Genomic DNA, 26,881 nt, shown 5'->3' on the forward strand with positions numbered 1-26,881 from the left:
CAGCATGACTCGTATGGTTCAATGCGCGAAGCTCGGCAAGGAAGCCGAAGGTCTCGATTTCCCGCCGCTGCCCGGCGAACTCGGCAAGCGTATTTACGAAGGCATCTCGAAGGAAGCCTGGCAGGCCTGGTTGAAGCAGCAAACCATGCTGATCAACGAAAACCGCCTGAACATGGCCGATCCGCGCGCGCGTCAATATCTGATGAAGCAGACCGAGAAGTTCTTCTTCGGCGAAGGCGCGGATACCGCGCAAGGTTACGTGCCGCCGCCCCCGGCTTGAGCCAGCGAAGCGCGTTCTCAAAGCGAGCGCGGAAGACGCCCAGATCCGCGCCCGGTGCGCGGATTTTTTTTGCCTGTTTTCGCGCCGCGGCAGCCTTCTTTCCGGCCGCCTAAATTGGTCTAAACGGTACATTTTCGGCTCTTCTTAAGCCGCTCCTACAGACTGCCTCAATCCGCCCGATCCCCCGCCCGGTAAGGGATTGCGCGCCTCGACCCACGCTCCGGCAGGACTTGGGGTTTGCACGATCCTCGTTCATCGTGCTAACATGTGCACCGTTCCAACAGCAATTCACCTTCATTCGCGTTCTTTTCAAGTTGTGCCTGCGCGCCATTTTCCGGCCGGCAAGGCGCCTGAATCGAACAGTTTTTATACAAGAAGGCTTGTCGGTCGCCTCTTCGCCCAGTTGGCCATTGCTTTCGAGCTGCTTTCGAGCCTTAGCCAACCGGGCCAGGAAACATACACCGGCCTTTTTCGTTTCAAGCCTTCCAGCGGCGCGTGGGTCAGCTTCCAGCCACCCGGCGTCCTCATGTTTCTGCCCCCCTTCCACGGCCACGCAGAAGCAACAGTCAGCACAATCTAGACGAGTGTTTTTTCGCGAATCGTTCGCGAGGCACGGGCGTTTTCTATTTCTCCGATCGGTCATGGCCGATTGGTCGGGTGGACCGCCCCTCCCCTATCGCCGCATGGCCGGCGACGGGATGCCATCGCCATTTTTTGCGTCATTCGCGAAACCGCACTTCCCCTGCACCCGCGACGGGACGCTCCCGCGTTTCGTCGCAGTCATTGGAGTTTCAATCTTGAGCGCTTCCAGCAACGGCTTCTGGCGACACCACAAAGAAGAGCAACGCCTTTCGCTCGACGACATCACGGTCGTCGATAGATCCCTCCTCAAGCGGGCCGTCGGCGCGATGGCGCTCGGCAACGCGATGGAATGGTTCGACTTCGGCGTGTATAGCTACATCGCCGTCACGCTCGGCAAGGTGTTCTTCCCGTCGTCGAGTCCGTCGGCTCAGTTGATTGCCACCTTCGGCACGTTCGCCGCGGCTTTCCTTGTGCGGCCGGTCGGCGGCATGGTGTTCGGCCCGCTCGGCGACCGGATCGGCCGTCAACGGGTGCTCGCGATGACCATGATCATGATGGCGCTCGGCACCTTCGCGATCGGCCTGATTCCGAGCTACGGCAGCGTGGGCATTCTCGCGCCGGTGCTGTTGCTGGTCGCGCGTCTGGTGCAGGGCTTCTCGACTGGCGGCGAGTACGGCGGCGCGGCGACCTTCATCGCGGAATTCTCGACGGACAAGCGCCGCGGGTTCATGGGCAGCTTCCTCGAATTCGGCACGCTGATCGGCTACGTGCTCGGCGCGGGCACGGTGGCGGTGCTGACCGCGACGCTGTCGAGCGATGCGCTGTTGTCGTGGGGCTGGCGTGTGCCGTTCCTGATCGCGGGTCCGCTGGGTCTGGTGGGTTTGTACATCCGCCTGAAGCTCGAAGAGACGCCCGCATTCAAGAAGCAGGCTGAGCAGCGCGAAGCCGAAGACAAGGCATTGCCCAAGCAGTCGTTCCGTCATCTGCTTGCGCAGCAGTGGAAGCCGTTGCTGTTGTGCGTTGGCCTCGTGCTGATTTTCAACGTGACCGATTACATGGCGTTGTCGTATCTGCCGAGTTATCTGTCGGCCACGCTGCACTTCAACGAAACGCACGGCCTGTTCCTCGTGCTGCTGGTGATGGTGCTGATGATGCCGATGACGCTCGCCGCCGGCCGTCTGTCCGACACGATTGGCCGCAAGCCGGTGATGCTGTTCGGCTGCGTGGGGCTGTTCGCGCTGTCGATTCCCGCGCTGCTGCTGATCCGCATGGGCACGGTGCTGCCGGTGTTCAGCGGGTTGATGATTCTGGGCGTGCTGCTGTCGTGCTTTACCGGTGTGATGCCGTCGGCGTTGCCGGCGCTGTTTCCGACGAAGATCCGTTATGGCGCGTTGGCTATCGGCTTCAATATTTCGGTGTCGCTGTTTGGCGGGACGACGCCGCTCGTGACGGCGTGGCTGGTCGATCACACCGGCAACCTGATGATGCCGGCGTACTACCTGATGGGTGCATCGCTGATCGGCATCGTGTCGGTGATTGCGCTGCGTGAGACTGCGCGCAAGCCGCTGCTGGGCTCGGGCCCGAGCGTCGCGACGCGTGCCGAAGCACATGCCGTGTTGCGCGGCGAGCGCGAAGCCGCGGAAATGGACGAACGGTATGCGGCGAACGCGACGGCGCGCGCGTGATACGTGGGGTGTGCGCTGCGCTTGCTAGCGAGCCATAGCTGGCGCGCATGCGCGCATGGGCGTTGAAAACGAGGGGTCGGCAGCTTTGCCGGTCCCTCGTTTTTATATTGGCAGCAGGTCGAAATTCGCGCTGACTTGCGAGCCATGGATTATCAGCATTCCCGCTGAGATGGGGAGCTTGAAACGGCGCGGTCCGGCGCTGCCGGGGTTCATGTAGAGCACGCCATCCTGTTCGTTTATCGACGGTCTGTGGGAGTGGCCGGTGATCACTACGCGGATGTTCTCGCGATTCGGGTCGGCGTTCAGGTAGCCGCTTACGTCGGCCATTTCGTGGACGACCAGGATGGTCACCTGCTGGATCGTGAGCTTCGCATGCGTTGGGAGCGATTGGGCCCATTCGCCAGTGTCGTTATTGCCGCGGACCGCGGTGAGAGGGGCTATTTTTCGGAGGGCGTCCAGGATCTCTGGGGTACAGATGTCGCCTGCGTGGATGATTGCTTCGCAAGTCGATAGGTAGTGGAGCGCCTCGGGGCGCAGGAGGTTGTGTGTGTCGGCTATTACGCCTATGCGGCTTGGGTTTTGTTGCATTGGTTTGCTGGCTTTTTGGCCTTTCCTTGTTTTGTTAGTGGTCTATTAGCGTTCCCCCTGTGCGGGGGGCACCTACTTTTCTTTGCCGCCGCAAAGAAAAGTAGGCAAAAGAAAGCGGGCTCACACCGCTAATTCTTAAGCGGGCCCCGCAGCATTTCCTTGCTAGGGGTGCATCTGGAATCCGTGCTCCCGCACATTCCGCCTCAGTGACAAGGCAGTCATTCTTCCGGCGGCGCTTCGCGCGCCCCCGGGTCGTTCTACCACCTTCGGTTTTTCGACTTCCGTTGTGTTCCCATCCGCGACGCACGCAGTGCGGAGTGGGAGCTGATGAGTGCTTTGTCACTAACGTCAAATGCGCGACGGCACGGATTCCAGATGCACCACTACCAAGGAAATGCCGCGGTTCCCACTTAAGAATTAGCGGTGTGAGCCGCTTTCTCTTGCTTACTTCTCTTTGCGGCGGCAAAGAGAAGTAAGTGCCCCCCCGCACAGGGGGAACGCTAATAGACCACTAACAATACAAGGAGAGGCCAAAAAGCCAGTGCAACGAAAAAACCCTCACCCCTCAACCAAATGTTCAATCCGCCGATCAGGCACCAACCACCACCCCGCCGCAAGTGCATAAAGCGCCGCCGCCCCCCAAGGGGCGAAAAACGCCAGCGCAATCCCCGCGAGATAAATCACCACCGACACCTTCCCCTTAAAGTCATTCCCAACCGCCCTGGCAATCGTCGACTCCCGACCATGCTCCCGAATCAACACCCGCGTCAAAATAAAATACGCCATCGCGGACATAAAAAGCACGACCCCATACATCGCCATCGGCCACGCTGCAAGATGATTCTCACCAACCCAATGCGTAACCGCCGGCAGCAACGACAACCAGAACAGTAGATGCAAATTGGCCCATAACACCGCGCCATTCACCTTCTGCACCGCATGGAACATGTGATGATGATTGTTCCAGTAAATCCCGACGTAAATAAAACTCAGCACATAAGCACACATCACGGGAATCAACGGCGTCAACGCAGCAAGGTCGTGCCCCTCCGGCACCTTCACCTCGAGCACCATGATCGTGATGATGATGGCGATCACGCCATCGCTGAAAGCCTCGACGCGTCCCTTGCCCATCGGTCGTCTTCCTGAATATGAATGAATGAGGTAAGGCGCCCAGCCCGTCTTCCTGTCGTGGACGGCCCGCGCCGCTCGCGATTATCCGCGATGGCCCGACGCTTTGTCGATGCGCTTTCGGCGCACCTAAAGCATCGGCTCGAGTCCGCCGAACAGCGTCGGCACCAGCTCGCTAATGGTGGGGTGAATATGCATCGCGTACTGCAACGTCGGGTAAGGTGCGCCCGCCGTCATGATGTCGATGAACGTGTGAATCGCTTCGTCACCATCGATGCCGTGAATCGCCGCGCCGAGAATCTGCTGGCTGTGCGGATCGACCAGCACCTTCATGAAGCCATCGGTCTCGCCGCGTTCGCGCGCGCGGCCCACGCGCGTCATCGGCATCGTGGCGAGCAGCGCAGCACGGCCGGAGCGCCGTACATCGGCTTCCGATAAACCGACGCGCGCCAACGGGGGATCGACGAACACCGCATACGCCATGATCCGCGTATCGACCGAGCGCGTACCGCCATCCAGCAGATTCGCCGCGACGATCTGGAAGTCGTCGTAGGACGTATGGGTGAACGCGCCGCGCCCGTTCACGTCGCCGATCGCCCACACGCCCGTCACGTGGGTGCGCAACTCGCCGTCAACGGGAATTATCCCGTGCGCGTCGGTCGCAATGCCCGCAGCCGCCAGCCCGAGGTCGTCGGTATTCGGCGCGCGGCCGGTCGCGAATAGCAGATGCGAGGCTTCGAGCGCGGGCCGGTTCTGCACGAAGCCGATGCAAACACGGTCCGGGTGATGCGGATGCGGTTCGACCCGAGCCGGTTCGACGCCGAACACGAACTCGATGCCCTCGCGCGTCAACACGTTTTGCACGGACTCGGCGAAATCCGCATCCTCGCGAGCCAGCACGCGATCACCGCGAACCAGCACCGTGACGCGGCTGCCAAAGCGGCGAAAAATCTGCGCGAATTCGAGCGCGATATAACTCGCCCCGACAATCACGAGATGTGCCGGCAGTTCGGTTAGTTCGAGCAGACTGGAATTGGTGTAATAGCGAATCCGCTCGAGCCCTTCGAGCGGCGGCACGACCGCACGTGTGCCGGTATTGATGAAAATCTCGTCGGCGCTCAGTTCGTCGAGCAGGGCACCGTCAGGCCCAGTGATGGCAAGCGTGTGCTCGCCCGTGAAGCGCGCGTGCCCGTTGAAAACCGTCACGTTGTCGGCGCCGCGCAGCCACTTTTCGACGCCGTCGCGCGACTGCCCGATGATGCCGTCCTTGCGCGCCTTGACCGCCGCGAGGTCGACGCTCACCGCCCCACTCACCTGCACGCCCAGTTCCGCCGCGTGACGCGCGACGTGCGCGGCGCGGGCGCTCGCCACATACGATTTGGTCGGCGTGCAGCCGACGTTCACACAGGTGCCGCCGAACGCGCCGCGTTCCACCACCGCGGTGCGCCGCCCGCTCTGGCCCAGCCGAACGGCGAGCGGCGCGCCGCCCTGGCCCGTGCCGATCACGATTGAGTCGAAGTGCTGTGGCATGGCAACGCTCCCGAAGCTCCAGTGAAAGTCGTAGCATCTTACCCGCGACTTTCCCCTTTGCCTCGGCTCGCCTCGACTCGCGCCGCGCTATTGCATCAGGAAGAACATACCGCTGCCAGCTTGAACGACACCGCGTGTCATGCGTGGCAATGCACGGCGCAGATCAATTCGCGTGAACGCTGCAGCGCGGCTTGCGCGCCGCGGGTGGCCACTACCCAGCCCACCTGGCCGAGATTGAAGTCCTGCGACACCATCACCTGCATGAGGGCCACCATCGGCAAGACCACCGATGGCCGGTAAAGCTGATTCCTGATTGCGGCTGGCATGACGGTTCCCATCGCGAGGGGCCGCTTCGGCTCCCCGCTCCATTGACGTTTCGATGGGAGGATTCTAGGCAGACTGCCCGAGCCGATAAATAGCCCGATCGCGAAGGCACTTGTTAGTGAAAGCGAACAATCGCGCGCACGCCGCTGCGCATGCCGCTGCGCATGCCCTTGCACACAAACGCTCACCTGATTACCGCGCTTCGGCCATGTCCGTACGCGCATCGAGCAAACTGCGCGCATACGCACTCGCCCCGACCGGGCGGCTGTACAGATACCCCTGCTGTTTATCGCAGTCGATGCCGCGCAGAAACGCAGCCTGCTCGATCGTCTCCACGCCTTCGGCGGTCACGTTCATGCCGAGCGAATGCGCCATCGCGACCACCGCCTGGGTGATCGCAATCGAATCGCGATGATCCGGCAGACCCGCGACGAAAGAGCGATCGATTTTCAGGTTATGCAACGGAAAGCGCTTCAGATACGACAGCGACGAATAGCCAGTGCCGAAATCGTCGACCGAAATGCGCACGCCCATTTCGGTCAGCGCGCTCAATGTCGGCAGGACGGTTTCGCTATCGCTCATCAGAAGCCGCTCGGTAATCTCGAGTTCGAGCGCGGCCGGTTCCAGCCCGGACTGCGCCAGACATCGCTGGATACGATCCAGCAGATTGTCGTTGAACTGCCGCGGCGACAGGTTCACCGCGACGATCAGTTCCGGCGCCAGCGTGCGTCGCCATTGCGCGACCTGCTCGCAGGCCCGCGCCAGCACCCAGTCGCCGATCTGGATGATGAGGCCCGCGTCTTCGGCCACCGGAATGAATTCCGCCGGCGAGATGTTGCCGAGTTCCGCGTTGTACCAGCGCAGCAGCGCTTCGGCGCCGATCGTGCGGCCGTCGCGGCTGTCGACGATCGGTTGATAGACGAGACTCAGTTCGTCCGCGGCGAGCGCGCGACGCAACGACTGTTCGATCGTGAAGCGGCGTTGCAGATGCTGGTTCAGCTCGGCGGTGAAGAACTGGAAGTTGTTACGGCCGCGCTGTTTCGCGTGATACATGGCCGAGTCGGCGTTACGCATCAACGTGGCGACGTCCTGACCGTCGTCCGGGAACAGACTGATACCGATCGACGCGCCCAGGTAGTACTCGTAGTCCGCAATCGCGAACGGCACGGCGATCATCTCGAGAATGCGGCGGGCGAGTCCGATCAGATGCGCGGTGTCGTCGTACCCGCTCACCACGACGACGAACTCGTCGCCGCCGACGCGCGCCAGCATGTCGTCGCGGCCGATACACGCGGACAGCCGCTCGGCGACGCTGCACAGCAGCGCGTCGCCGGCTTCGTGACCGGCGGTGTCGTTGACCTTCTTGAAGCCGTCCAGATCGACGAACAGCAGGCCGACGCCGACCAGTTCGTTTGCGCTGGCCGCCGGCTTCATGTCGAACATGTCGTGCAGACGTTCCGTCAGATACGCGCGATTGAACAAGCCCGTGAGCGAGTCGCGTGTCGCGAGAAAGCGCAGTTGCCGCTGCGCTTCGCGCACGGGCCCGATGTCGGTGAACGAGATCAGCACCGAACCCGGCTCGGTTTCTCCGGACTTCACGATCGGCACGACGTTTTCGGTAATCCACACGACGGTGCCGTCCACCAGTTCGATGCCCACCGTGACGCCGAGTTTCGGCTGGCCATTGGCGAACACCTGGGCAGTCGGGCGCTCGGCAGGATCGATCGGCAAGCCGTCTTCGTGATACGACCGCTTCATCACGGTGTGGACACGCTGGCCGACGACCGCCGCGCTCGTGCGCAACATGCGCTGCGCGCTGGGGTTGCACGCCAGGATCACGCCGTCGCGCGACTGCACCACGATGCCTTCGTTCAGGTGATCGACCACCAGACGGTAGTGTTCTTCGCTTTGCGCGAGACGTTGCGCGATGGCGTCCTGATGGACCGCCGCGCCGACGCTGTGGCCGATGTCGCGCAAGATCGCTTCTTCTTCGGCGCTCGGGCGGCGCCGGGTGCGGTGATAGACGGCGAAAGCGCCGAGCATCACGCCGGCATCGTTTTCGAACGGCACCGACCAGCACGCACGCAGACCGAGCGGCAACGCCAGATGGCGATAATCCGCCCACAAAGGATCGGTTTCGATATCTTCGACCACGACGAGACGGCGCTCGTACATCGCCGTGCCGCACGAACCCACGCACGGACCGATCATCACATGGTCGATCGCGGCGCTGAACCCGGCCGGCAGCGTCGGTGCGCCGCCCACTCGCGCATGCACGCCGTCGGCTTCGAGAAGCAGGATCGAGCAGCTCGCGCCTTCGCCCAGCAGCGCTTCCGCGCGCCGGCAGACTTCGTTGAGCAGTTCCGGCAACGGCGTGTTGCGGGTGATCAGCCGCAACACGGCGCGCTCCGACGCGAGCAGCTCTTCGGCCTGGTCAGGCCGGCAGCGGATTCCCCCGGACGGTTGCACCGCCGCGTTGCTAGATGGTGTATCACCTGTCATAAATGCGCCCCCCAACCCAACATCGGCAATTTAGCTTTCGCGGCACACCGGGGTATACGCGAGCATTGCGCATAATAATTGGGAACGCCGCCGCGCGGGCGAAAGAAACGCAGTCGGACGGGGAGCGCGAGCGCCGCCTCGTCCGTTCTGTCGGTCCTGCCGTTTCTGTCCCGATCGTTCCCGCAATCGATCCTGCGATCGGTTGCTTCATCTCTGGAGCCGGTCTGAGCGGCTCATCACGGTTATGCCGGGCGGCAGGCCTGGGGAAAGTTCTGTGACGGTTGCCCCGCCTGCCAGCCTTGCGACGCGTTAGCCACCGCCGGGAGGACGGCCACCGCCGCCACCGCCACCGCCACGTTGCCCGCCACCGCCACCGCCTTCATGGCGGTCACCACCACCGCCTTGCGGTCCGCCTTGAGGACGGCCGCCTTCGTTGCCGGGCGGACGGCCACCACCACCGGCGTTACCTTGCGGCGGACCGCCGGGACGGCCCCCGCCCCCGCCGGCATTACCCTGCGGTGGACCACCCGGACGTCCCCCTTCATGCCCGGGTTGCGTACCACCCGGGCCGCCCGGACGACCGCCTTGCTCGCCCTGCGGCGGGCCATCCGGACGCCCTCCGGCATTGCCCTGCGGCGGGCCACCCGGACGCCCTCCGGCATTGCCTTGCGGCGGGCCACCCGGACGCCCTCCGGCATTGCCTGGCGGCGGGCCACCCGGACGCCCTCCGGCATTGCCCTGCGGCGGGCCACCCGGACGTCCACCGTCGTGCCCCGGCGGCGGCCCGCCCGGACGACCGCCGCCAGGCGGGCGGCCTGCGCCGGGTCTCGGCGGCGGCGGCGGCGGATGATGCGACCAGCGCGATTGCTGGCCGTACCACGGCCGTCCGCGATAGTAGTTGCCCCAGTACGAACCGATGGAGAACGAGACGATCGGCAAGCCGATCACCGTGCCGTAGTTCATCAACGGCACATTGCCCCCCTGATACGGATAATTCAAACGCCCGGCATACACCCAGCCGCGCAGATTAGGCGCCGCTACGTCGCACCATTCATAGTTGCTGAGGCATCCCATCACCGTGAGCGGCACGCCGCCGGGCACCTGCACCACCACCGGATAATCGGAAGCAGGGCCGGCGTGCACGTTGACCGGGCCCGCCGTATAAGCCTGTGATTGTGCGCAAGCCAGAGTGGGCAGTGCCAGCAGGCCGGCCGCCGCGTAGATGCAATGAACGAGTTGTCGTTTCATTCTTTCTCCCGTTTTATGTCTTATGCCGTATGTCTCTTGTCGAGCGTGTGGCGTGCATGCAGACGCACAGCGCGTGCCTGCCCGAGTCCGGCCGGCAACATCTGGTAAGCACTCACGCGAAGACATACGTTTTCGGGCCGCTGCGCGCAGGCACTTCGAACGATCATCCATGGCATGTGAAACCCTACCTGCCGGATCGCCATGAATATCGTTCGCCCTCTTCTGATCGCCGCTCTCGTGCTGGCGCAGCCCGCTCATGCAACCAGCTTCGACTGCGGCAAAGCGCACTCGCCGACCGAGCAGTTGATCTGCAACGACCCCACGCTCTCGAAGCTCGACGATGCGCTCGGGCAACTCTACTGGAAAGTGCGTCGTCGGGTGAGCGATAGTCAGAGCGGCGGACCCGGCCAGCGGCGGGCCTTTCTGAACGACAGCGATCGCAAATGGGCGTGGCGCGAAGCCAATTGCCGCGACTTGAAGTGTTTGGGGACGTGGTACGCGACGCGTATCGAAGAACTGAAACAGCTGATTCAAACCGGACCGGTGGAGCCCGCGAAAACGGCGACCCTGCTTGCGCCGGTCGCACCGGTCGACTCGACGGCGTCGCCCGCGCCGGCATCACGGCACAAAGGCGCCGTGCTTGCCGCAGCCCGTCTCGAGACCGCGTCGCTGCAATGCACGGCGACGCAACCCGGCATCGTGATGAACGCGCCATGCGCGACGGTGATCAAGGATCAGTCGAGCCGCTGGCGCTCCGCGCCGCACAGCGGCGACTGGTTCTGCGGTGTCGCGATGCTCGCGCCGGAGCAGACCGACGCGCGAGCGGACAGCGAACAATAAAAACGGACAGCGCTTCGCCCGCGAGGCGGGCGGGGCGGCCGTTAGTCACTGCCCGAAGAAGCGCTACCGGCTACTCCAGAAGCGCCGCTGCACCTCCATCACCTCGCCTTCCACGTCGGCGACCGGCCCGATGACCTCGACCTTCTTCTGGCAATGATCGAAGACGTAGCGGCAATCCACGCTCATGGTCGGATTCTCTCCGTGATCGCCCGTGGCTTCCAGCAGACGCTGCTCGGTCATGCCGAACACGACCCGCCCGATGTTCGCCCAGTACATCGTCCCCGCGCACATGCAGCACGGTTCGACCGAGGTGTACAACGTGCAACTCCATAAATAAGCCGGCGTGAAATTCAACGCTGCCACGCGCGCCAGCACCGACTCGGCGTGATTGACCGTGTCGACGTTGCCCTGCTCCATCAACACCGTTTCCTGGTCCGGGCCGACCAATACGGCACCGAACGGATGATGGCCCAGCAGCGTCGCCCGCTCGGCCACCCGGCTCGAATGCCGCAGATGCCGCACGATCTGCTCGTGCGTCGGCGTAAGACCCTGCGGCGGATAAGTGGCCGCCTGCGCGGCGGCCTCGTTCGAGACGGTCAGACTCACGGGTACTCTCCATCGATGAATCGTCGGGCCCGGGATCGAGCCCGACGGTAACGTAGAAAACTTACTTCGGCAGCGATCCGTCCACGCCTTCCACGAACCAGTTGAGACGCGACAGTTCCGCATCGCTCAACGACTTGCCCGCGGCGACTTTCACCGCGCCGGTCTGATCGGCGATCGGGCCGGCGAACGGATCGAACTTGCCGGCGACGATGTCGTCGCGCTTCTGGCTCAACGCCTTTTGCGCGGCCGGCGACACGGCGCTGGTGTTGATGTCGGCGAGATCGATGGCTTTTTCCTTGAGCCCCCACCAGACCGGCGAGTTGTTCCACGTCCCCGACATCACCTGATCCACCAGATGCGTGTAGTACACGCCCCAGTTGCTCACGCACGCGCCGAGTTGCGCGTTCGGACCGAACTTCTTCATGTCCGAGTCCCAGCCGAACGCGTGCACTTTCTTCTGCTCGGCGGTCTGCATGGTCGCGGTCGAATCGGTGTTCTGGATCAACACGTCGGCGCCCTGGCCGATCAGCGTTTCGGCCGCCTGCTTTTCGCGGCCCGGGTCGAACCAGCTGTTGATCCACACGACCTTGACGTGGATCTTCGGATTCACCGAGCGCGCGCCCATCGTGAACGCGTTGATGTTGCGCACCACTTCGGGCACCGGCACCGAACCGACGAAACCGAGCGTGTTGGTCTTGCTGGTATAACCGGCGACCAGACCGGCGAGGTACGCGCTCTGATACGTGCGCACGTCGTACGTGGCGAAGTTGGCGGCCTTCTTGTAGCCGGTCGCATGTTCGAACACGGTGTCGGGGAAGTCCTTCGCGACCTTCAGTTCGAAGTCCTGGAAGCCGAAGCTCGACCCCACCACGATCTTGTTGCCCTTGGACGCGAGGTCGCGAAATACGCGCTCCGAATCCGCCGACTCCGGCACGTTCTCGACCCGTGTCACCTTGATCTTGTCGCCGTATTTGGCCTCGACCTCTTTCACGCCCTGTTCGTGCGCGTAAGTCCAGCCGGCGTCGCCGGGATTGCCGAGGTAGACGAACGCGATGCCGAGCGGCGCCGGTGTGGCCGCCGAGGCTTCGATGGCGCTCGACGCGAGCGTGGCGGCCAGCGCGGCGGCCAGCGTCGCCGACAACACGGTCCGGACGGTTTTGATGCGCAATGAACGATGCAGCGCACGCGCCAGCTTTGTTTTCATGAACTCTCCGAAGATGGGGTGTGGGTGCCGGTCCCACCCGGTCCGCCCGAGGCGGGATCGCGACACAGGCGCTCATGTTCGAAGGCCAATTTCAGCGGCAAAATTATGATCCGTTATCTCGCCCATAACGAAACGCGTATTAAGGTAGCGGCGCATCCGTCCCGGCGCCGGCTTCGAACAGTTCGGCGCACACGCTCGCGCCAAGCTCGCTCAGCCGCGCGCTGCCGGTCCCTGCCTCGTCGAACGTCGTCTCCACCAGACCGCCGTCGCCGAGCGTCGTCAGGTAGCGCCGTAATCCGCTCATCGGCACGCCCGCCTGTTTGGACAGTTTCGCGAGCGACCAGGCGTTTCTGTCCGCGCCGCCTCGCGATGGCTCCGCGTTCTGCCGATAAGCCCGCCACAGTTGTGCGAGCACGGCCACCAGCACCGGGTCGAGTTCGTCGTCTTGCTGCATGTCTTGCTCCTCGCCCGTTCAGGCCATCTGCGCGACCAGTTCGCCCAAGGTCTTCAAGGCGGCTTCGGTCTGCGCGGTCCACGGATAACTGTAGTTGAGCCGGATGAAATGGCGAAAGTCGCTGCGGTTCGAGAACATCATCCCCGGTCCGACGGTGATGCCGCGCGCGAGCGCCGCCTGATAAAGCCGCATCGAATCGACTTGGCCCGGCAATTCCACCCACAGCACGTAGCCGCCCTGCGGCTCGGACATGCGAGTGCCCGCCGGAAAGAACCGCTGCACCATCGCGGTCATGATGCGAGCCTGCTGCCGGTAAACCTTGCGCACGTGACGCAGATGCCGGTCGTAACCGCCCTGGCGCAGATAATCGGCGACCGCCACTTGCGGCACCGACGGCGTGGTCAGCGTGTTCAGAAACTTGAGCTTTTCCACCTGTGCGCGGAAGCGCCCCGGCATGGCCCAGCCGATGCGGTACGACGCCGCCAGACTTTTTGAAAACGACGCGCAGTGGAGGACCAGCCCCTGGGTGTCGTAAGTCTTCAGCGTCGACGGACGGGCATCGCCGAAATACAGTTCCTGGTAGACATCGTTTTCGATCGCGGGAATCCCGTGGGCTGCGAGCAGATCGACCAGTTGCCGTTTGCGCTCGTCGGGCATCTGGAAGCCGAGCGGATTCTGGAAATTCGGCATCACCATGCAGGCGGCGATTTTTTGCCGCGCGATCACCTGCTCGAGCGCGTCGATGTCGATGCCGGTACGCGGATGCGTAGCCACCTCGATCGCACGCATGCCGAGCCGTTCGATCGCGTGCAGCATCGCGTAAAAGGTCGGCGATTCGACCGCCACCGTGTCGCCGGGACGCGCGACCGCCTGCAGACTCAGGTTGATCGCCTCGGTGGCGCCGAGCGTAATGACAATCTCGTCCGGGTCCACCGGCAAGCCGTTTTCAGCGTAACGCCGCGCAATCTGGCGGATCAGTTCGGGGTTGCCCGGCGGCAGGTCGTCGATCAGATTCCAGCTGGTATGACGCCGCGCAATTGCGTTCGCGTACTGGTTGATGCGCCGCCACGGGAACAGTGACGGGTCGGGATACGGCGAGCCGAGCGGCACCGCATCGTGCGCGCGGATGCTGCGCAGCGTCGACAGCACGAGGCGGCTCACGTCGACCGCCGCGGCCTCGGGCGGCGCGGCCGGCAGGCTGGATGGGTCGACATCGCGGTGCTTCGACGGCGCGCCGCTCGCGGCAACCAGCGCCGTCTGGGCAGCCTCGCGCACGAAATAGCCGGACTGCGGCCGCGTTTCGATCTGCCCGCGGCTTTCCAGCAGCGCGTACGCATTCAGCACGGTCTTGATGCTGACGCCATGTTGCCGACTCGCCTGCCGCACCGACAACACCCGCTCGCCGACCGCGAACACCCCTCGGCGGATGGCTTCGGCCACTTCATCGGCGAGTTTTTCGTACAGCTTCATGACATCAGGTCTCGATCGCGAACGCCGCAGCGGAACCGGCAGTCTAGGCCAAAAGCCGGCCACTGTATCCCTCCTGTTTGCGATTTTCTGTGTTCCGCTCCGACAAGGGAATACAGTAGGCTTGCAGGCATCGGCTCAAAAGCCCAAAAAAACCCACTTTCCTGCTGAACCCGGCAGACAGACCATGAAAAAACCCGACGCTCGCATCGAACCGTACACGCACCCGGCCGCGGGCTGGGGCGCGCTGAAGTACGTCGCCATCAACCTGCTCAAGGAGAAGGTGACGGGCGGCAACTACCGCACGCTGCTCAAGCAGAATCAGCCGGACGGTTTCGATTGCCCGGGCTGCGCGTGGCCGGACCGCGAGCATGCGTCGACCTTCGAGTTCTGCGAGAACGGCGTGAAGGCGGTCGCCGCCGAAGCCACCAGCAAGCGCGTGACGCCGGCGTTCTTCGAAGCGAACACGGTCGAGTCGCTAATGGGCCAGTCGGACTATGAACTGGAACAGCACGGCCGTCTGACCGATCCGCTCGTCTACGACGCGCTGCGCGACCGCTACGTGCCGATCGGCTGGGACGAAGCGTTCGACCTGATCGCCCGTCATCTGAAACGGCTCGACGATCCCGACGAAGCCGCCTTCTACACCTCCGGGCGCGCCAGCAACGAAGCCGCCTTCCTGTACCAGCTGTTCGTGCGCATGTACGGCACCAACAACTTCCCCGACTGTTCGAACATGTGCCACGAGGCGACCAGCCGCGGCTTGCCGCACACGGTCGGCATCGGCAAGGGCACGGTCACGCTCGACGACTTCGAACACGCCGATACGCTGCTGATCTTCGGTCAGAATCCGGCCACCAATCACCCGCGCATGCTCGGCGAACTGCGCGAGTGCGCGAAACGCGGCGCGACCATCGTGTCGATCAACCCGCTCAAGGAGCGTGGGCTCGAACGTTTCGCGAGCCCGCAGCATCCAGTGGAAATGCTCACGATGGGCAGCACGAAAATCAGCTCCGTGTTCATCCGTCCGACCATCGGCGGCGATTTCGCGCTCATCAAGGGCGTCGCCAAGCGCGTCGTCGAACTCGACGACGAAGCGCTCGCCTCGGGGCTCGAGCGCGTGCTCGACACAGAGTTCATCGCCGAACACACGGTCGGCTTCGACGCCTTCGCCGACGACCTGCGCGCCGAAAGCTGGGCGGCCATCGTCGCCGAGTCGGGCGTGCCGTACGACGAGGTGCTGAAGCTCGCCGACATCTACGTGAAAGGCCGCGCGGTCATCTCGACCTGGGGCATGGGACTCACCCAGCACAAGAACTCCGTGCCGACCGTGCAACTGCTGTCGAACCTGATGATGATGCGCGGCAACATCGGCCGGCGCGGTGCGGGACTGTGTCCGGTGCGCGGGCATTCGAACGTGCAAGGCGACCGCACGGTCGGCATCGAGGAGCGGCCGACGCAGGCGTTTCTCGACCGGCTCGGCAAGGTCTACGATTTCGAGCCGCCGCGCGAACATGGGCTCGACGTGGTCAACACGATTCAGGCGATGCTCGACGGCAAGGTCAAAGTGTTCATCGGGCTGGGCGGCAATTTTTCGATCGCGACGCCCGACACCCCGCGTACGTGGGAGGCGATGCGCTCCTGTGCGCTGACCGTGCATATCACCACCAAGCTGAACCGCAGCCATCTCGTACATGGTCGCGACGCGTTGATTCTGCCGACCCTCGGGCGCACCGAAGTCGATCTGCAGAACGGCGTGGCGCAAGGCGTGAGCGTCGAGGACTCGATGAGCATGGTGCACATTTCATACGGCATGAACAAACCGGCTTCGGAGAACCTGCTGTCGGAAATCGCGATCGTCGCGCGGATGGCGCACGCCACGCTCGGCAGCGCGAAAGTGGACTGGCTCGCCCAGGCGGCCGATTACGCGCTGATTCGCGACGGCATCGAGCAGGTGTTCGACGGTTTTCAGAACTACAACGAACGGCTCAAGCAGCCGGGCGGCTTTCATCTGGGCGTGGCCTCGCGCGAGCGCATCTGGAAGACGCCGAGCGGCAAGGCACAGTTCATGGTGCACGCCATCGCCACCGACACGCCGATCCACCGCGCCCGCGCCGAACACGGCGAGCGTCTGATGACCCTGATGACGACCCGTTCGCACGATCAGTACAACACGACCATCTACGGCCTAGACGACCGTTATCGCGGCGTGTTCGGTCAGCGGCGCGTGCTGTTCGCCAACAAGGACGACCTGGCCATGCTCGGCTTCGCTGCGGGTCAGCGGGTGGATATCACGAGTGTGTGGGCCGACGGCGTCGAGCGTCACGCGAACGGTTTCCTGCTGGTGGAGTACGACATTCCGCGCGGTTGTCTGGGCGCCTATTACCCGGAGACGAATCCGCTGGTGCCGCTATCGTCGGTGGCCGACGGCGCGGGGACGCCGACTTCGAAATCGATTCCGGTGTTGTTGCGGGCGTCGATTGTCGAGGCGAGCGAAGCGATCGCGGCCTGAATGGACCGACGAACTCAGGTGTCGCGCTTCGTCAGATCGCGATACGTGAGATACAGCCGCAGGTCGAATTCGATCTGGTGGTAACCCGGCTGCATGAACTCGCACAGACGGTAAAACGCCTTGTTGTGATCGCTCTCTTTCAGATGCGCGAGTTCATGCACGACGATCATCTTCAGAAACTCGGGCGCCGCGCCCTTGAACAGAGACGCCACGCGAATCTCCTTCTTCGCCTTCAGCTTGCCGCCCTGCACGCGCGAAATGCTCGTATGCAGACCTAGCGCATGGCGCATCACGTCGAGCTTGCTGTCGTAGGTGACCTTGTCGATCTGCTCGGCGCTGCGCAGATATTCGCGCTTGAGGTTCGCGCAATACTCGTACAGCGCACGATCCGTCTGCACGTCGTGGCCGTGCGGATAGCGCTCGGCCAGATACGCGCCGAGCCGCTCGCCGGCGATCAGCTTGCGGACCTTCTCCTGCAGTTCCGGCGGATAGCCGCTCAGGTATTTCAGCTGTGACAATGCGCACACCAGTTGATGGGTCAGTGACGGGACGACCCGCGCATTATTGTTTGGCGGCGGCGGTCTGGTCAAACGCGGTTGCAAACGTGGGTGCAAACGCGGGTGCAAACGCGGGTGCAAACGCGGGTGCAAACGTGGTTGCAAACGCGGGTGCAAACGTGGTTGCAAACGTGGTTGCAAACGCGGGTGCAGTCGCGGGTGCAAACGCAGTTGCATTCATAACACGAAGCCCGCGCACAATCTGCGAACGGCGCGCCGGCAGGCGCCGCTGCGCGACGCCTGGCTTCGGTGTTAGCATCGCCCGGAACTTATGAAACAGCATTTGCCCCGGGGCTCGTCACACCTATGAATCATCACGCGAATTCTGCCTGGAAACAGCCTGTTGCCGCCGACCTCCAGGTCGTCGTGCAACTCATCGAAGCAGACCAATCCGCGCATCTCGGCTTCGTCGATTCGCTCGTCTCGAACTCGGTCGACAGCCACGGACACGTGCCGAGCGCGCTGCTTCTGCTGACCGCGCGGGCGTTGGCGCCGACCGCGCCGCTGGCCCCCGGCGCTCACGCTTTCGCCGCCGCCATGGAGTTGATCGTGCTGTCGCTGGGCGCGCATGCGAGCCTGCCCGACAAACAGGAGGCTTCCTCCACGCAACCCATGTTGTCGCTCGGACCCGCGATCGGCGTGTTGCTGGGCGACCTGCTCTACAGCCGGGCCTTCCGGTTGATCGCGGGGACAGGACTGGAAAAAGGCATCGCGGAAGTGGCGAATATTACGGAGCGCATGGTGGTCGCCGCCACGCGCGACCGCTTTGCTCCGCACGAGATCACCTCCGCCGACCAGCCGCGCACGCTGATGGCCGCCGCCTACGCAGGGTGCTGCACGCTCAGCGCGGCATTGACCGGCGCGAGCGCACAGCAGACCCAACTGCTGCACGACTTCGGCCTGCTGTGCGCAACGCTCGAACAACAGGCGGGAACACCGGCTGAAGCCGGGAGCGCGACGGGCGCCGCCGAAGCCGACGCACTGTCGACGCAGATTTTCCCGGCCTCGATCTACCGCGATGCGCTGGGCGATCTCGTCGCGCAACTGGCCGCGCGCAAGCCGGCCGACAGCCTCGCGGACTGAGTTTTTCCGTTTCATCCCATCACGCCAACAACAAACTACGAGACAACAGATGGCCATTAGAATCGCCACGTCCGGCAAACCGTGCAAGGTCGCTTCATCGCGCGAGGAACACACTCGCACAGTCGAAGGACGCTGACCGCCATGCAACGACGCCTCTATACCGGCCGCGACCTGGCCCGCGTGCTGAATGCCGATGAACTGCGCCTGATCGCGCAAAGAAAACTGCCGCATTTCGTGTTCGAGTACGTCGACAGCGGCGCCGAAGACGAACGGACCATGGCGCACAACCGGCGCGTCTTCGACGACTATCGCTTCGCGCCGCGCACGCTCGTCGACACGTCGGCGCGCACGACGGGCACCACGCTGCTCGGCAAACCGATCAGCTCGCCGATCGTCGTCGCGCCGACCGGCTTCAACGGCATGCTGACGCGCGACGCCGATCTGCATATCGCGCGCGCCGCCGCGCGACACGGCATTCCGTCGACCTTGAGCACGGTGTCCAACGTGAGCCTCGAAACGGTCGCGCAGGCGAGTCATGCGCTACAAGGCCAACCGTGGTTCCAGCTCTATATGCTCAAAGACCGCCGCTGCACGGAACAACTCGTGGAGCGCGCGTTACAGGCGGATCACGACACGCTGGTCGTCACCACGGACGCGGCGATTTTCGGCAACCGCGAGTGGGACAAGCGCAACTTCACGCGGCCCATGCAACTGTCGTTGCGCTCGAAGCTCGACGTGCTGGCCCATCCGCGCTGGCTGTTCGACGTGATGGTGCCGCACGGCGCGCCGCGCTTTTCGAATATCGAGGGCTTCACGACCGGCGCGGCGGCAGGCGCGGTGGCGGGCTCGGCGGCCAGCGCGCCGGCCAGCGCCAAAGCCGGCTCGCAATACATCGCCAGCCAGATGACCGACACGCTCACATGGGACGACATCGCGTGGGTTCGCCGGCTCTGGCCGCGCAAACTGCTCGTCAAGGGCGTGCTGTGCGTGGACGACGCACTGCGAGCGCGCGATGCCGGCGCCGATGGCGTGGTCGCGGGCAATCACGGTGGCCGTCAACTGGATAGCTGCTGCTCGGCGCTCGATGTCCTGCGGCCGATGCGCGCCGCGCTCGGCGAGCACACTGCGCTGCTCGCGGAAAGCGGCTTCCGGCGCGGCACGGACGTGGTGAAGGCACTCGCGCTCGGCGCCGACGCGGTGATGATCGGCCGTCCCTTGCTCTACGCGGTCGCCGCCGCGGGCGAAGCCGGTGTCGCCCATATGCTCACGCTGCTGAGCGCGGAGATTCACCGCACGCTCGGTCAACTCGGCGTGCGCTCCTGCGCGGAAGTGGACGAACGGATTTTCGAGGTCGGCGCGAGCGGGTAACGCCTGGGCGGGCTGGTGTTCTGGTTTTCCGGTTTCGAAACCTGCGCGTAAGCCCGCGTAATTGCCGATTTTTCGATAAGAACTTAAACTCACCGGGCCTGTTTTCCGCCTTACTAAATCCCAAGGTTCAATGAGCATTCATACCACCCGGCCACCGAAGGCCGGAGCGTGGCCGCTGCCCCGCCTGCGTCTCAAACCTGCATTCGCTGCGCTTGGCGCGCTTTGCTCCGTTGCCGCTCTCACTTCCGGCTTGCTGGCCTCGCCCATGGCTTTTGCCGCGACGGCGAATGCCGCCCACGAGCCAGTCAAACACCGGGCAAAACACGCGGCGAAACATGTTGCGACGAGGGTCTCGCAACCCGTGCACGCGCAGTCCGCACACGAAGCGAAGCATGCTGCTCGCCTTCACGGCGGTGTGCGGCGGGCCGTGTTCGAACGGCGGCCGCTGTCGAGCGCGCCGTTCGGCATGACCGATGCGCAACGCAAGCCCGCGTTGCGCTCGACGGTTGCCTATGTCATCGACGAGCACACGCACGACGTGCTGTTCGACAAGAACTCTGCTGCGGTGGTGCCGATTGCGTCGATTACGAAACTGATGACGTCGATGGTCGTGCTCGACTCCAAGGCGTCGCTCACCGAGCCCATCACGGTGACCGACGAGGATCGCGACTACGAGAAAATGACGGGCTCGCGTCTCGCGGTGGGCTCGACGCTCAGCCGCGCCGACATGCTGCATATCGCGCTGATGGCGTCGGAGAATCGCGCGGCGGCTGCGTTGTCGCGCTACTACCCGGGCGGACGGCCCGGCTTCATCGCGGCGATGAACGCAAAGGCCAAAGCATTGGGCATGACGGACACGCACTTCGAAAGCCCGTCGGGTCTGACCAGCAAAAACGTGTCGAGCGCGCGCGATCTCGTGAAGATGGTCGAGGCGGCTTATCAGTATCCGATGATCCGCACTTATTCGACCGATCGGAGTTATACGGTCGACACCGGCAAACGCAATATCGCGTATCGCAGCACCAATGCGTTGATTCGCGACCCGCGCTGGGAGATCGGGTTGCAGAAGACCGGGTTTATCAACGAGGCGGGCATCTGTCTCGTGATGCAAACGACCGTGGCCGAGCGGCCGCTCGTGATGGTGCTACTGGATTCGTCGGGACGGTATTCCGATTTCGCCGATGCCGCGGCCCTGCGCTCGTTCATCATCACGGATGAGCGGACGAGGCTCACGGCGAACGATGGCGGGCATGGCGGGACCTGATTCTGATCTGATTGGGTTGGGTTGGCGGTCGAATGGAAAAAGCCCGTACGGATTAGACCGTACGGGCTTTTTTGTCATGGGGGCGAACGGGGAAGCCGCAGGTCCAGTCATAAGGATGGCTTACAAAGTGCGAGACGCAAAAACTCCGATTGCGCTTTTCAGCTGACCTCGAAAGAGCCGGTTCAACCCATAACTTAACGTAGCTACAAAAAATTCTTGATTCCGGGCGTTAAATGTAGCTACAATTAATAGAATGCAGATCACGTACGACCCAAGGAAAAACGAAACGAACATACGCAAGCACGGGATTCCGCTGAAATTTGCGGCGAATCTGGACTGGTCAGAGTTGATGTTGTATGTCGATACTCGCGCCGACTATAAAGAAGTGCGCGAGGTCGGTTTCGGCATCATCAATGAGCGCCTTTACTGCATCGTGCTGACGCAGCGCGGTAATTCAATGCACATCATCAGTATCCGGAAAGCGAACAAACGCGAGGTGAAAAGCTATGAGCAAACGTAAGATCATCATGCCGACGGACGAAGAGGACGCGGCAATCAATCGCGGCATTGCCGAAGATCCCGACACGTACGAAGTGCCGCCCGAAGATTTTAAGAAGATGAAAAAGATGGGCGCGCGCGGCCGACCGCGGCTCGATGAGCCAAAAGTCTTGCTGTCTGTCCGATACGACGCAGACATAGTCGAGAGATTTAAAGCGACAGGTGATGGGTGGCAAACGCGCATGAACGACGCGCTGCGTGATTGGCTGAAAGATCATCAGCCAGTTGAAATGTCTGAACACGCTGACAGTTGAGTCAGTCGAGGAACCCCGGATCCGCGCTTTGCGCCGGGGCCACCAGACAAGAGGCAGGAGGAAATCAGACGTTCGGAATGAGGCAGAAAAACCCACACCCCCGGTGAAGACGCCGGGGATAGCTAAAACGCCGAGAGCCTTGCTGATATTGTGGTGCCGGGGACCGGACTTGAACCGGCAAGCCGTGAGGCGGCGGATTTTAAGTCCGCTATGTTTACCAATTTCATCACCCCGGCAGGGGGCGCAAACTTACGTGGACGCGAATTCTACCATCGCCCCCCGCCCCCACCAAGCCGGTCTCACGCAGACCCGCTTACCACTACCTCGACACCCTCGCCCGCTCACGCTTTCGTAAAAACTTCCCGGACGCGCCGCGACAATCTGAAATACGGTATTGCGAGCCCGGCCACCACGACAGCCTGAGCGAATCCGCCGAACGGTATCGCGATCGCAATGCCGATTGCGTGCGTCATGTAATCGCCAAGCAGATAGGCGCCCGCTCGCAGCACGACGATCGTCAACAACCACGCTTGCACCTGCATGAGAAAGCGCACCGAGCGACGCCACGCCAGCAACGCGATCCACCCCGCTCCGGCGACGATAAACCCGCCGATCAGCACGTCGCATCCGACCATGGCAATCACGGTGCGATACCAGCCATGCGTCTGCGGCCGCACGAACACCGCCAGCAACTCCCATTCGAGCATCAGCTTCAGCGGCTCACGTAATGCGATCGCGGTGCTCAGCACCCAGGCTGCCAGTCCGATGAGTACGACCGGCAGCCAGCCGCCTCGCGCGCTCGTCACCGGCTTTGTCGTCGTGTTCATCAAATCGAAGTTGCATCGTGTCGGGAAACGGCGGCATTCTACGAACAATCGCCAAACCACCATCTCAATTTCGCCGGCGACGCACATGCGCACGTGCACGCGCATGCACTCGCCCCCATCCTCACTGCGACGCTCGAACCAATGCGCCAGAGCGACACACGATGTGCCCCGCTCCGGTATGATCGGCACGCTCAAGGACCGTGCATGGGCCGGTCCATCGAATTCCCGCTCTCATGTCCACTCCCGACGCTGCCACACCCGCTTCCGCCAACCGGTCGCTGCGCGGCCTGCTGTTTCTGCTTGCCACCATCGCCGGCGTCTCGGTCGCGAACATCTATTACAACCAGCCGCTGCTCGACAATCTGCGTCAGTCGTTTCCCCGTAGCGCGTCGTGGGTCGGCGCAGTGCCCGCGGTCACGCAACTCGGCTACGCGGCCGGCATGTTGCTGCTCGCACCGCTCGGCGACCGCTTCGACCGGCGCCGGCTGATCCTGCTGCAGATCGCCGGCATCTGCGTCGCGCTCGTCGTCGCGGCCACTGCTCCTTCGCTCGCCGTGCTGATCGTCGCCAGTCTGGCGATCGGCGTGCTGGCCACGATTGCCCAGCAGGCCGTGCCGTTCGGCGCCGAACTCGCGCCGCCGTCCGGGCGCGGTCATGCGGTCGGCGTGGTCATGAGCGGGCTGCTGCTGGGCATCCTGCTCGCACGAACCGCAGCAGGCGTGATTGCGGAATATCTGGGCTGGCGCGCGGTGTTCGCGATCTCGGTGGTGGTGCTGATCCTGCTGGCCGTGGTCATCATCCTGCGACTACCCAGGAGCCAGCCGACCTCGACGCTACCCTACGGCAAGCTGCTGGTTTCGATGTGGCATCTGGTCGTCGAGCATCGCGCGTTGCGTGAAGCGTCGCTCACCGGCGCTGCGATGTTCGCCGCGTTCAGCATCTTCTGGTCGGTGCTCGCGTTGCTGCTGGCGGGTGCACCCTTTCATCTCGGACCGCAAGCGGCGGGGCTGTTTGGGATCGTCGGCGCGGCAGGTGCGATGGCCGCGCCGCTCGCCGGCAAATTCGCCGACCGGCGCGGACCGCGCGCCATCATCACGTTATCCATCGCGCTGGTCGCGATCTCGTTCGTGGTCTTTGGCGTGTCGGCGACCAGTATTGCTGGCCTCGTCATCGGCGTGATCGTGCTCGACATCGGGGTGCAGGCGGCGCAGATTTCGAATCAGTCGCGCATCTACGCGTTGAAGCCCGATGCACGCAGTCGCGTGAATACGGTGTACATGGTCGCGTATTTCATTGGCGGAGCAGTTGGCTCGGGAGTCGGCGCGGTGGTCTGGCCGATATTCGGCTGGCTCGGCGTCAGTGTGGCTGGCGTGGCATTCGCCGGACTGGCTGCGTGGAATCACTTGCGCTTGCCTTCGCGCACGGCAGCGGGCTGATCACGAGGAGTGCGGGCGAATGTTATTCGTCGCCACGCGCCGACGCATACTCGTGCAGCGCATCGAGCACGCGGTCGAACTCGAACGATTTGTCGTAGAAGTGGCGCACGCCATATTGCTCGCAGCGCGCCCGATACGCAGGCAACGCGTGATTGGTCAGCACGGCGGCAAACATCGACTCGGTCAGCCCTTCCCGTTGCAGGTAAGCGAGAACCGGTACACCCGAACCTTCCTTCAACTGCAGGTCGACGATGACCGCGTCGAACGCTTCGTCGTTCAGCAGCGCGATGGCCTGATCGGCGGAGTCGGCGTAGGCGGCGACCTGCAGGAAGCCGGACGCGTCGATGGCCTCGACGAGGCTGCGACGAATCAGCGGCGAGTCTTCGATCAGCAGCACGCGCAGAGGCGCGTGGCTGGGTCGTACGACACTGGAGTTCGATTCGCTGTTCATCGCCCTGTTTCGATCGTTCATTATTCGATCAAGCCGTTCTTGATCGCGTAATAAGTCAGATCGGCATTGTTAGCCAACCGCATCTTCTCCAACACACGCGCGCGATAGGTGCTCACGGTCTTCACGGAGAGATGCAACTCGTCTGCGATCTCGGTCGGAAGACGCCCGGCCGCGAGCTTGCAGAAGATCTGGAATTCGCGCTCGGATAGCAATTCGTGCGGCCGGCCCGCCGACGGTTTGTCGAGATTGTCGGCCAGTGTATCGGCGACCGCTTCCGACAGATACCGATGCCCACGCGCCACCGAACGGATCGCCCGCACGATTTCGTCGGGCTCGCAATCCTTGTTCAGATAACCGTTCGCGCCTGCGCGCAGCAGGTTGATTGCATACTGGCTCTCCGGATAACCCGACAGAATAAGCACGCCCTGCTCCGGGCGCACCTGCTTGATGACGCGCAACGTGTCGATACCGTTCTTGTCCGGCATGGCGATGTCGAGCAGCACCACGTCGAACGCCTGCTCGCGCACTAACGCGATGGCTTCGTCGCCGGTTGCAGCCTCGGCGGCGACGCACATGTCCGGCTCATCGGCGACGAACTGCCTGAAGCCGCCCCGGACGATGGCATGGTCGTCAGCTATCAACACTCGAATCATCGGTCTGGTGTCCGTGCAAGGAATCGCTCCAAAGCAGCTATTGTAATGACCCGCGGGTCTGGCCCGGCCAGTACGGCGAACCGATACGGCAAGCCGATACGGCGAGCCGATACGGCGAGCCGATACGGCGAGCCAACACAGCGGCGGCGAGACGCGTCGCAGCGGGTCACCCCGCGCGCCGTCCCATCCGCCCAATGACTGCCTGACTCGCTTACTCGCGACCTTCCAGCAAATCCGCCATATCGTCGGCGTGCTCTTCTTCGACCGCCAGAATTTCTTCGAACAGGCGACGCGTCGTCACGTCCTTCTCGCCGAGGTAGTGAATGATCTCGCGATACGTATCGATAGCGATGCGCTCGGCGATCAAGTTTTCCTTGATCATGTCCGTCAGGCTGTCGCCTTCCTTGTATTCGGAATGCGAGCGCGACTTCAGGCCGTCCGGTGCGAAATCGGGCTCACCGCCCAACTGCACGATACGCTCGGCGATGCGATCGGCGTGTTCCTGCTCTTCCGTCGCGTGCTCGGCGAATTCGGCTGCCACGGCTTCGGAGTTGATGCCCTTGGCCATGAAGTGATGGCGCTTGTAACGCAATGTGCAGACGATTTCCGTCGCCAGCGCGTCGTTGAGCAGCTTGAGCACGGTGTCGCGATCGGCGCCGTAGCTTTGTGTCACGGGACCATCGGACATATGCTTGCGCGCATCGGCGCGAATCCTGTCGATGTCCATCACGAACGGATCGCTGGACTTCGTACCTTGAGCATCAGTTGCATTTGCCATTGAATTTCTCCTTTATCCGGTAGATGGGAACTGCACGTCACGCACGAATCGCGCCTGACGTGCCGGTCGAGGGCATCGCCTCGGGTCTAGGTACGGAATACGCCGAGCAGCAGCGTCACTACGAACACGACCAGGAAAATGTAGAACAGGATCTTGGCAATTTCGGCCGCGCCTGCGGCGATACCGGTAAAACCGAACACCGCAGCGATGATTGCGATCACGAAAAAGACGACGGCATAGTGAAGCATGGCGACTCTCCTTCTCTTGTGCTGGGTTGAGTTCCGCGTAAAGCGAAGCGTGACGAAAACCAGGTCGAGGCGCCGGGCTCGCGGCCCGGCGCGCTAATCGATGATCTTTTTCGTCACCACGAAGCCGAGGATGAGAAACACCACGCACAGGATCACGAACACGACGAACAGGAACTTGGCAATGGCAGCCGCGCCTGCGGCTACGCCGGTAAAGCCGAGAAGGCCGGCAATCACGGCCACGACGGCGAAGAACAACGCCCATTTCAGCATGATGGCTACCTCCAGAACGAATAGTTGAACGATCGGGTCCATCCTATCGAGCCGTCACGCCGGGCGCATTCCGACACTCGCCGTTTTTCGTGTGAGAATCCGCTTACACGAGCTGACGGCCGCTTTACGTCATCCGTCGATCGTGCGCTCCGATGGTTCGCCTTCATACCTGATGCACGCA

General features: G+C 63.1%; 28 protein-coding genes and 1 tRNA gene. 11 read left to right on the plus strand and 18 right to left on the minus strand.

Annotation, left to right across the window (positions count from 1 at the left end):
- Positions 1-4 precede the first annotated feature (4 nt).
- The 3 genes from FQ746_RS26260 to proP all read left to right on the plus strand — a co-directional run bounded on the left by FQ746_RS26260 (position 5) and on the right by proP (position 2,547).
- Positions 5-280: an oxidative damage protection protein gene (locus tag FQ746_RS26260; RefSeq protein ID WP_144112694.1), complete on the plus strand. Its 276-nt coding sequence runs from the start codon at positions 5-7 to the stop codon at positions 278-280.
- A gap of 265 nt (positions 281-545) precedes the next feature.
- Positions 546-860 carry a hypothetical protein gene (locus FQ746_RS26265; protein ID WP_144112695.1) on the plus strand — a complete coding sequence of 105 codons (315 nt, stop codon included), beginning with the start codon at positions 546-548 and terminating at the stop codon, positions 858-860.
- A 217-nt stretch (positions 861-1,077) separates the two neighbouring features.
- Entirely contained in the window at positions 1,078-2,547 is a 1,470-nt protein-coding gene (gene proP, locus FQ746_RS26270) for a glycine betaine/L-proline transporter ProP (RefSeq protein ID WP_144112696.1), read from the plus strand.
- Between the two features lie 102 nt (positions 2,548-2,649).
- Here proP and FQ746_RS26275 read toward each other — a convergent pair whose 3' ends face one another.
- The 6 genes from FQ746_RS26275 to FQ746_RS26300 all read right to left on the minus strand — a co-directional run bounded on the left by FQ746_RS26275 (position 2,650) and on the right by FQ746_RS26300 (position 9,870).
- Positions 2,650-3,135: a metallophosphoesterase family protein gene (locus FQ746_RS26275; RefSeq protein ID WP_144112697.1), complete on the minus strand. Its 486-nt coding sequence runs from the start codon at positions 3,133-3,135 to the stop codon at positions 2,650-2,652.
- Positions 3,136-3,693: 558 nt separating this feature from the next.
- Positions 3,694-4,269 carry a TMEM175 family protein gene (locus tag FQ746_RS26280; RefSeq protein ID WP_144112698.1) on the minus strand — a complete coding sequence of 192 codons (576 nt, stop codon included), beginning with the start codon at positions 4,267-4,269 and terminating at the stop codon, positions 3,694-3,696.
- Positions 4,270-4,395: 126 nt separating this feature from the next.
- Complete coding sequence (locus FQ746_RS26285; RefSeq protein ID WP_144112699.1) at positions 4,396-5,796, minus strand: FAD-containing oxidoreductase; 1,401 nt, start codon at positions 5,794-5,796, stop codon at positions 4,396-4,398.
- Positions 5,797-5,933: 137 nt separating this feature from the next.
- Complete coding sequence (locus FQ746_RS26290) at positions 5,934-6,122, minus strand: hypothetical protein (RefSeq protein ID WP_144112700.1); 189 nt, start codon at positions 6,120-6,122, stop codon at positions 5,934-5,936.
- 190 nt (positions 6,123-6,312) lie between these two features.
- Positions 6,313-8,622, minus strand: coding sequence for a putative bifunctional diguanylate cyclase/phosphodiesterase (locus tag FQ746_RS26295; protein ID WP_144112701.1), 2,310 nt, complete (start codon positions 8,620-8,622; stop codon positions 6,313-6,315).
- Between the two features lie 309 nt (positions 8,623-8,931).
- Positions 8,932-9,870 carry an SH3 domain-containing protein gene (locus tag FQ746_RS26300; protein ID WP_144112702.1) on the minus strand — a complete coding sequence of 313 codons (939 nt, stop codon included), beginning with the start codon at positions 9,868-9,870 and terminating at the stop codon, positions 8,932-8,934.
- Between the two features lie 201 nt (positions 9,871-10,071).
- Between FQ746_RS26300 and FQ746_RS26305 the strand changes: the two genes are divergently transcribed.
- Positions 10,072-10,710: a lysozyme inhibitor LprI family protein gene (locus tag FQ746_RS26305; protein ID WP_144112703.1), complete on the plus strand. Its 639-nt coding sequence runs from the start codon at positions 10,072-10,074 to the stop codon at positions 10,708-10,710.
- Between the two features lie 63 nt (positions 10,711-10,773).
- Here FQ746_RS26305 and FQ746_RS26310 read toward each other — a convergent pair whose 3' ends face one another.
- The 4 genes from FQ746_RS26310 to FQ746_RS26325 all read right to left on the minus strand — a co-directional run bounded on the left by FQ746_RS26310 (position 10,774) and on the right by FQ746_RS26325 (position 14,444).
- A complete protein-coding gene (locus tag FQ746_RS26310) occupies positions 10,774-11,316 on the minus strand; it encodes a nucleoside deaminase (RefSeq protein WP_186310841.1) in 543 nt (180 codons plus the stop codon).
- A gap of 61 nt (positions 11,317-11,377) precedes the next feature.
- Positions 11,378-12,520 carry a BMP family ABC transporter substrate-binding protein gene (locus tag FQ746_RS26315; RefSeq protein ID WP_144112704.1) on the minus strand — a complete coding sequence of 381 codons (1,143 nt, stop codon included), beginning with the start codon at positions 12,518-12,520 and terminating at the stop codon, positions 11,378-11,380.
- A 139-nt stretch (positions 12,521-12,659) separates the two neighbouring features.
- The gene (locus FQ746_RS26320; protein ID WP_144112705.1) at positions 12,660-12,974 is read right to left on the minus strand and encodes a helix-turn-helix domain-containing protein; all 315 of its coding nucleotides are present in this window, start codon (positions 12,972-12,974) and stop codon (positions 12,660-12,662) included.
- Between the two features lie 18 nt (positions 12,975-12,992).
- Positions 12,993-14,444 (minus strand): PLP-dependent aminotransferase family protein, encoded by a 1,452-nt coding sequence (locus tag FQ746_RS26325; protein WP_144112706.1) that lies wholly within the window; start codon positions 14,442-14,444, stop codon positions 12,993-12,995.
- Positions 14,445-14,628: 184 nt separating this feature from the next.
- Between FQ746_RS26325 and FQ746_RS26330 the strand changes: the two genes are divergently transcribed.
- Positions 14,629-16,953, plus strand: coding sequence for an FdhF/YdeP family oxidoreductase (locus FQ746_RS26330; protein ID WP_144112707.1), 2,325 nt, complete (start codon positions 14,629-14,631; stop codon positions 16,951-16,953).
- Positions 16,954-16,967: 14 nt separating this feature from the next.
- On the opposite strand, the gene FQ746_RS26335 is transcribed toward FQ746_RS26330, so the two are convergent.
- Positions 16,968-17,471 carry a M48 family metallopeptidase gene (locus tag FQ746_RS26335; RefSeq protein ID WP_144112708.1) on the minus strand — a complete coding sequence of 168 codons (504 nt, stop codon included), beginning with the start codon at positions 17,469-17,471 and terminating at the stop codon, positions 16,968-16,970.
- A gap of 345 nt (positions 17,472-17,816) precedes the next feature.
- Between FQ746_RS26335 and FQ746_RS26345 the strand changes: the two genes are divergently transcribed.
- From FQ746_RS26345 to FQ746_RS26365, 5 genes are all read left to right on the plus strand, one after another.
- Positions 17,817-18,593: a hypothetical protein gene (locus FQ746_RS26345; RefSeq protein WP_144112709.1), complete on the plus strand. Its 777-nt coding sequence runs from the start codon at positions 17,817-17,819 to the stop codon at positions 18,591-18,593.
- A gap of 141 nt (positions 18,594-18,734) precedes the next feature.
- The gene (locus tag FQ746_RS26350; RefSeq protein ID WP_144112710.1) at positions 18,735-19,961 is read left to right on the plus strand and encodes an alpha-hydroxy acid oxidase; all 1,227 of its coding nucleotides are present in this window, start codon (positions 18,735-18,737) and stop codon (positions 19,959-19,961) included.
- Between the two features lie 265 nt (positions 19,962-20,226).
- Positions 20,227-21,225: a D-alanyl-D-alanine endopeptidase gene (gene pbpG / locus FQ746_RS26355; protein ID WP_409932430.1), complete on the plus strand. Its 999-nt coding sequence runs from the start codon at positions 20,227-20,229 to the stop codon at positions 21,223-21,225.
- Between the two features lie 253 nt (positions 21,226-21,478).
- Positions 21,479-21,745: a BrnT family toxin gene (locus FQ746_RS26360; RefSeq protein WP_144112712.1), complete on the plus strand. Its 267-nt coding sequence runs from the start codon at positions 21,479-21,481 to the stop codon at positions 21,743-21,745.
- 7 nt (positions 21,746-21,752) lie between these two features.
- A complete protein-coding gene (locus FQ746_RS26365; RefSeq protein WP_144112779.1) occupies positions 21,753-22,037 on the plus strand; it encodes a BrnA antitoxin family protein in 285 nt (94 codons plus the stop codon).
- A gap of 151 nt (positions 22,038-22,188) precedes the next feature.
- Here FQ746_RS26365 and FQ746_RS26370 read toward each other — a convergent pair.
- Positions 22,189-22,273, minus strand: a tRNA-Leu gene (locus FQ746_RS26370).
- Positions 22,274-22,378: 105 nt separating this feature from the next.
- Positions 22,379-22,864, minus strand: a complete 486-nt coding sequence (locus FQ746_RS26375) for a DUF2569 domain-containing protein (protein ID WP_144112713.1) — start codon at positions 22,862-22,864, stop codon at positions 22,379-22,381.
- A gap of 233 nt (positions 22,865-23,097) precedes the next feature.
- Here FQ746_RS26375 and FQ746_RS26380 point away from each other — a divergent pair, with 233 nt between their 5' ends.
- Positions 23,098-24,300, plus strand: coding sequence for an MFS transporter (locus tag FQ746_RS26380; protein WP_144112714.1), 1,203 nt, complete (start codon positions 23,098-23,100; stop codon positions 24,298-24,300).
- Positions 24,301-24,322: 22 nt separating this feature from the next.
- On the opposite strand, the gene FQ746_RS26385 is transcribed toward FQ746_RS26380, so the two are convergent.
- The 5 genes from FQ746_RS26385 to FQ746_RS26405 all read right to left on the minus strand — a co-directional run bounded on the left by FQ746_RS26385 (position 24,323) and on the right by FQ746_RS26405 (position 26,700).
- Complete coding sequence (locus tag FQ746_RS26385) at positions 24,323-24,751, minus strand: response regulator (protein WP_144112715.1); 429 nt, start codon at positions 24,749-24,751, stop codon at positions 24,323-24,325.
- 20 nt (positions 24,752-24,771) lie between these two features.
- Complete coding sequence (locus FQ746_RS26390; protein WP_144112716.1) at positions 24,772-25,404, minus strand: response regulator transcription factor; 633 nt, start codon at positions 25,402-25,404, stop codon at positions 24,772-24,774.
- A gap of 211 nt (positions 25,405-25,615) precedes the next feature.
- Positions 25,616-26,182: a bacterioferritin gene (locus tag FQ746_RS26395; RefSeq protein WP_144112717.1), complete on the minus strand. Its 567-nt coding sequence runs from the start codon at positions 26,180-26,182 to the stop codon at positions 25,616-25,618.
- Between the two features lie 86 nt (positions 26,183-26,268).
- Positions 26,269-26,430 carry a DUF1328 domain-containing protein gene (locus FQ746_RS26400; protein WP_075643714.1) on the minus strand — a complete coding sequence of 54 codons (162 nt, stop codon included), beginning with the start codon at positions 26,428-26,430 and terminating at the stop codon, positions 26,269-26,271.
- Positions 26,431-26,523: 93 nt separating this feature from the next.
- Positions 26,524-26,700: a DUF1328 domain-containing protein gene (locus FQ746_RS26405; RefSeq protein WP_144112780.1), complete on the minus strand. Its 177-nt coding sequence runs from the start codon at positions 26,698-26,700 to the stop codon at positions 26,524-26,526.
- Positions 26,701-26,881: the final 181 nt, after the last annotated feature.

The organism is Paraburkholderia sp. BCC1886 (genome assembly GCF_900996245.1).
Taxonomy (GTDB): domain Bacteria; phylum Pseudomonadota; class Gammaproteobacteria; order Burkholderiales; family Burkholderiaceae; genus Paraburkholderia.

What these genes read in the sequence shown, in the direction of transcription:
- FQ746_RS26260 (WP_144112694.1), top strand. Translation starts at nt 5, where the DNA reads ATGACTCGTATGGTTCAATGCGCGAAGCTCGGCAAGGAAGCCGAAGGT.
- FQ746_RS26265 (WP_144112695.1), top strand. Translation starts at nt 546, where the DNA reads ATGTGCACCGTTCCAACAGCAATTCACCTTCATTCGCGTTCTTTTCAA.
- FQ746_RS26275 (WP_144112697.1), bottom strand. Translation starts at nt 3,135, where the DNA reads ATGCAACAAAACCCAAGCCGCATAGGCGTAATAGCCGACACACACAAC.
- FQ746_RS26280 (WP_144112698.1), bottom strand. Translation starts at nt 4,269, where the DNA reads ATGGGCAAGGGACGCGTCGAGGCTTTCAGCGATGGCGTGATCGCCATC.
- FQ746_RS26285 (WP_144112699.1), bottom strand. Translation starts at nt 5,796, where the DNA reads ATGCCACAGCACTTCGACTCAATCGTGATCGGCACGGGCCAGGGCGGC.
- FQ746_RS26290 (WP_144112700.1), bottom strand. Translation starts at nt 6,122, where the DNA reads ATGCCAGCCGCAATCAGGAATCAGCTTTACCGGCCATCGGTGGTCTTG.
- FQ746_RS26295 (WP_144112701.1), bottom strand. Translation starts at nt 8,622, where the DNA reads ATGACAGGTGATACACCATCTAGCAACGCGGCGGTGCAACCGTCCGGG.
- FQ746_RS26300 (WP_144112702.1), bottom strand. Translation starts at nt 9,870, where the DNA reads ATGAAACGACAACTCGTTCATTGCATCTACGCGGCGGCCGGCCTGCTG.
- FQ746_RS26305 (WP_144112703.1), top strand. Translation starts at nt 10,072, where the DNA reads ATGAATATCGTTCGCCCTCTTCTGATCGCCGCTCTCGTGCTGGCGCAG.
- FQ746_RS26315 (WP_144112704.1), bottom strand. Translation starts at nt 12,520, where the DNA reads ATGAAAACAAAGCTGGCGCGTGCGCTGCATCGTTCATTGCGCATCAAA.
- FQ746_RS26320 (WP_144112705.1), bottom strand. Translation starts at nt 12,974, where the DNA reads ATGCAGCAAGACGACGAACTCGACCCGGTGCTGGTGGCCGTGCTCGCA.
- FQ746_RS26325 (WP_144112706.1), bottom strand. Translation starts at nt 14,444, where the DNA reads ATGAAGCTGTACGAAAAACTCGCCGATGAAGTGGCCGAAGCCATCCGC.
- FQ746_RS26330 (WP_144112707.1), top strand. Translation starts at nt 14,629, where the DNA reads ATGAAAAAACCCGACGCTCGCATCGAACCGTACACGCACCCGGCCGCG.
- FQ746_RS26345 (WP_144112709.1), top strand. Translation starts at nt 17,817, where the DNA reads ATGAATCATCACGCGAATTCTGCCTGGAAACAGCCTGTTGCCGCCGAC.
- FQ746_RS26350 (WP_144112710.1), top strand. Translation starts at nt 18,735, where the DNA reads ATGCAACGACGCCTCTATACCGGCCGCGACCTGGCCCGCGTGCTGAAT.
- pbpG (WP_409932430.1), top strand. Translation starts at nt 20,227, where the DNA reads ATGGCTTTTGCCGCGACGGCGAATGCCGCCCACGAGCCAGTCAAACAC.
- FQ746_RS26360 (WP_144112712.1), top strand. Translation starts at nt 21,479, where the DNA reads ATGCAGATCACGTACGACCCAAGGAAAAACGAAACGAACATACGCAAG.
- FQ746_RS26365 (WP_144112779.1), top strand. Translation starts at nt 21,753, where the DNA reads ATGCCGACGGACGAAGAGGACGCGGCAATCAATCGCGGCATTGCCGAA.
- FQ746_RS26375 (WP_144112713.1), bottom strand. Translation starts at nt 22,864, where the DNA reads ATGAACACGACGACAAAGCCGGTGACGAGCGCGCGAGGCGGCTGGCTG.
- FQ746_RS26380 (WP_144112714.1), top strand. Translation starts at nt 23,098, where the DNA reads ATGTCCACTCCCGACGCTGCCACACCCGCTTCCGCCAACCGGTCGCTG.
- FQ746_RS26385 (WP_144112715.1), bottom strand. Translation starts at nt 24,751, where the DNA reads ATGAACAGCGAATCGAACTCCAGTGTCGTACGACCCAGCCACGCGCCT.
- FQ746_RS26390 (WP_144112716.1), bottom strand. Translation starts at nt 25,404, where the DNA reads ATGATTCGAGTGTTGATAGCTGACGACCATGCCATCGTCCGGGGCGGC.
- FQ746_RS26395 (WP_144112717.1), bottom strand. Translation starts at nt 26,182, where the DNA reads ATGGCAAATGCAACTGATGCTCAAGGTACGAAGTCCAGCGATCCGTTC.
- FQ746_RS26400 (WP_075643714.1), bottom strand. Translation starts at nt 26,430, where the DNA reads ATGCTTCACTATGCCGTCGTCTTTTTCGTGATCGCAATCATCGCTGCG.
- FQ746_RS26405 (WP_144112780.1), bottom strand. Translation starts at nt 26,700, where the DNA reads ATGCTGAAATGGGCGTTGTTCTTCGCCGTCGTGGCCGTGATTGCCGGC.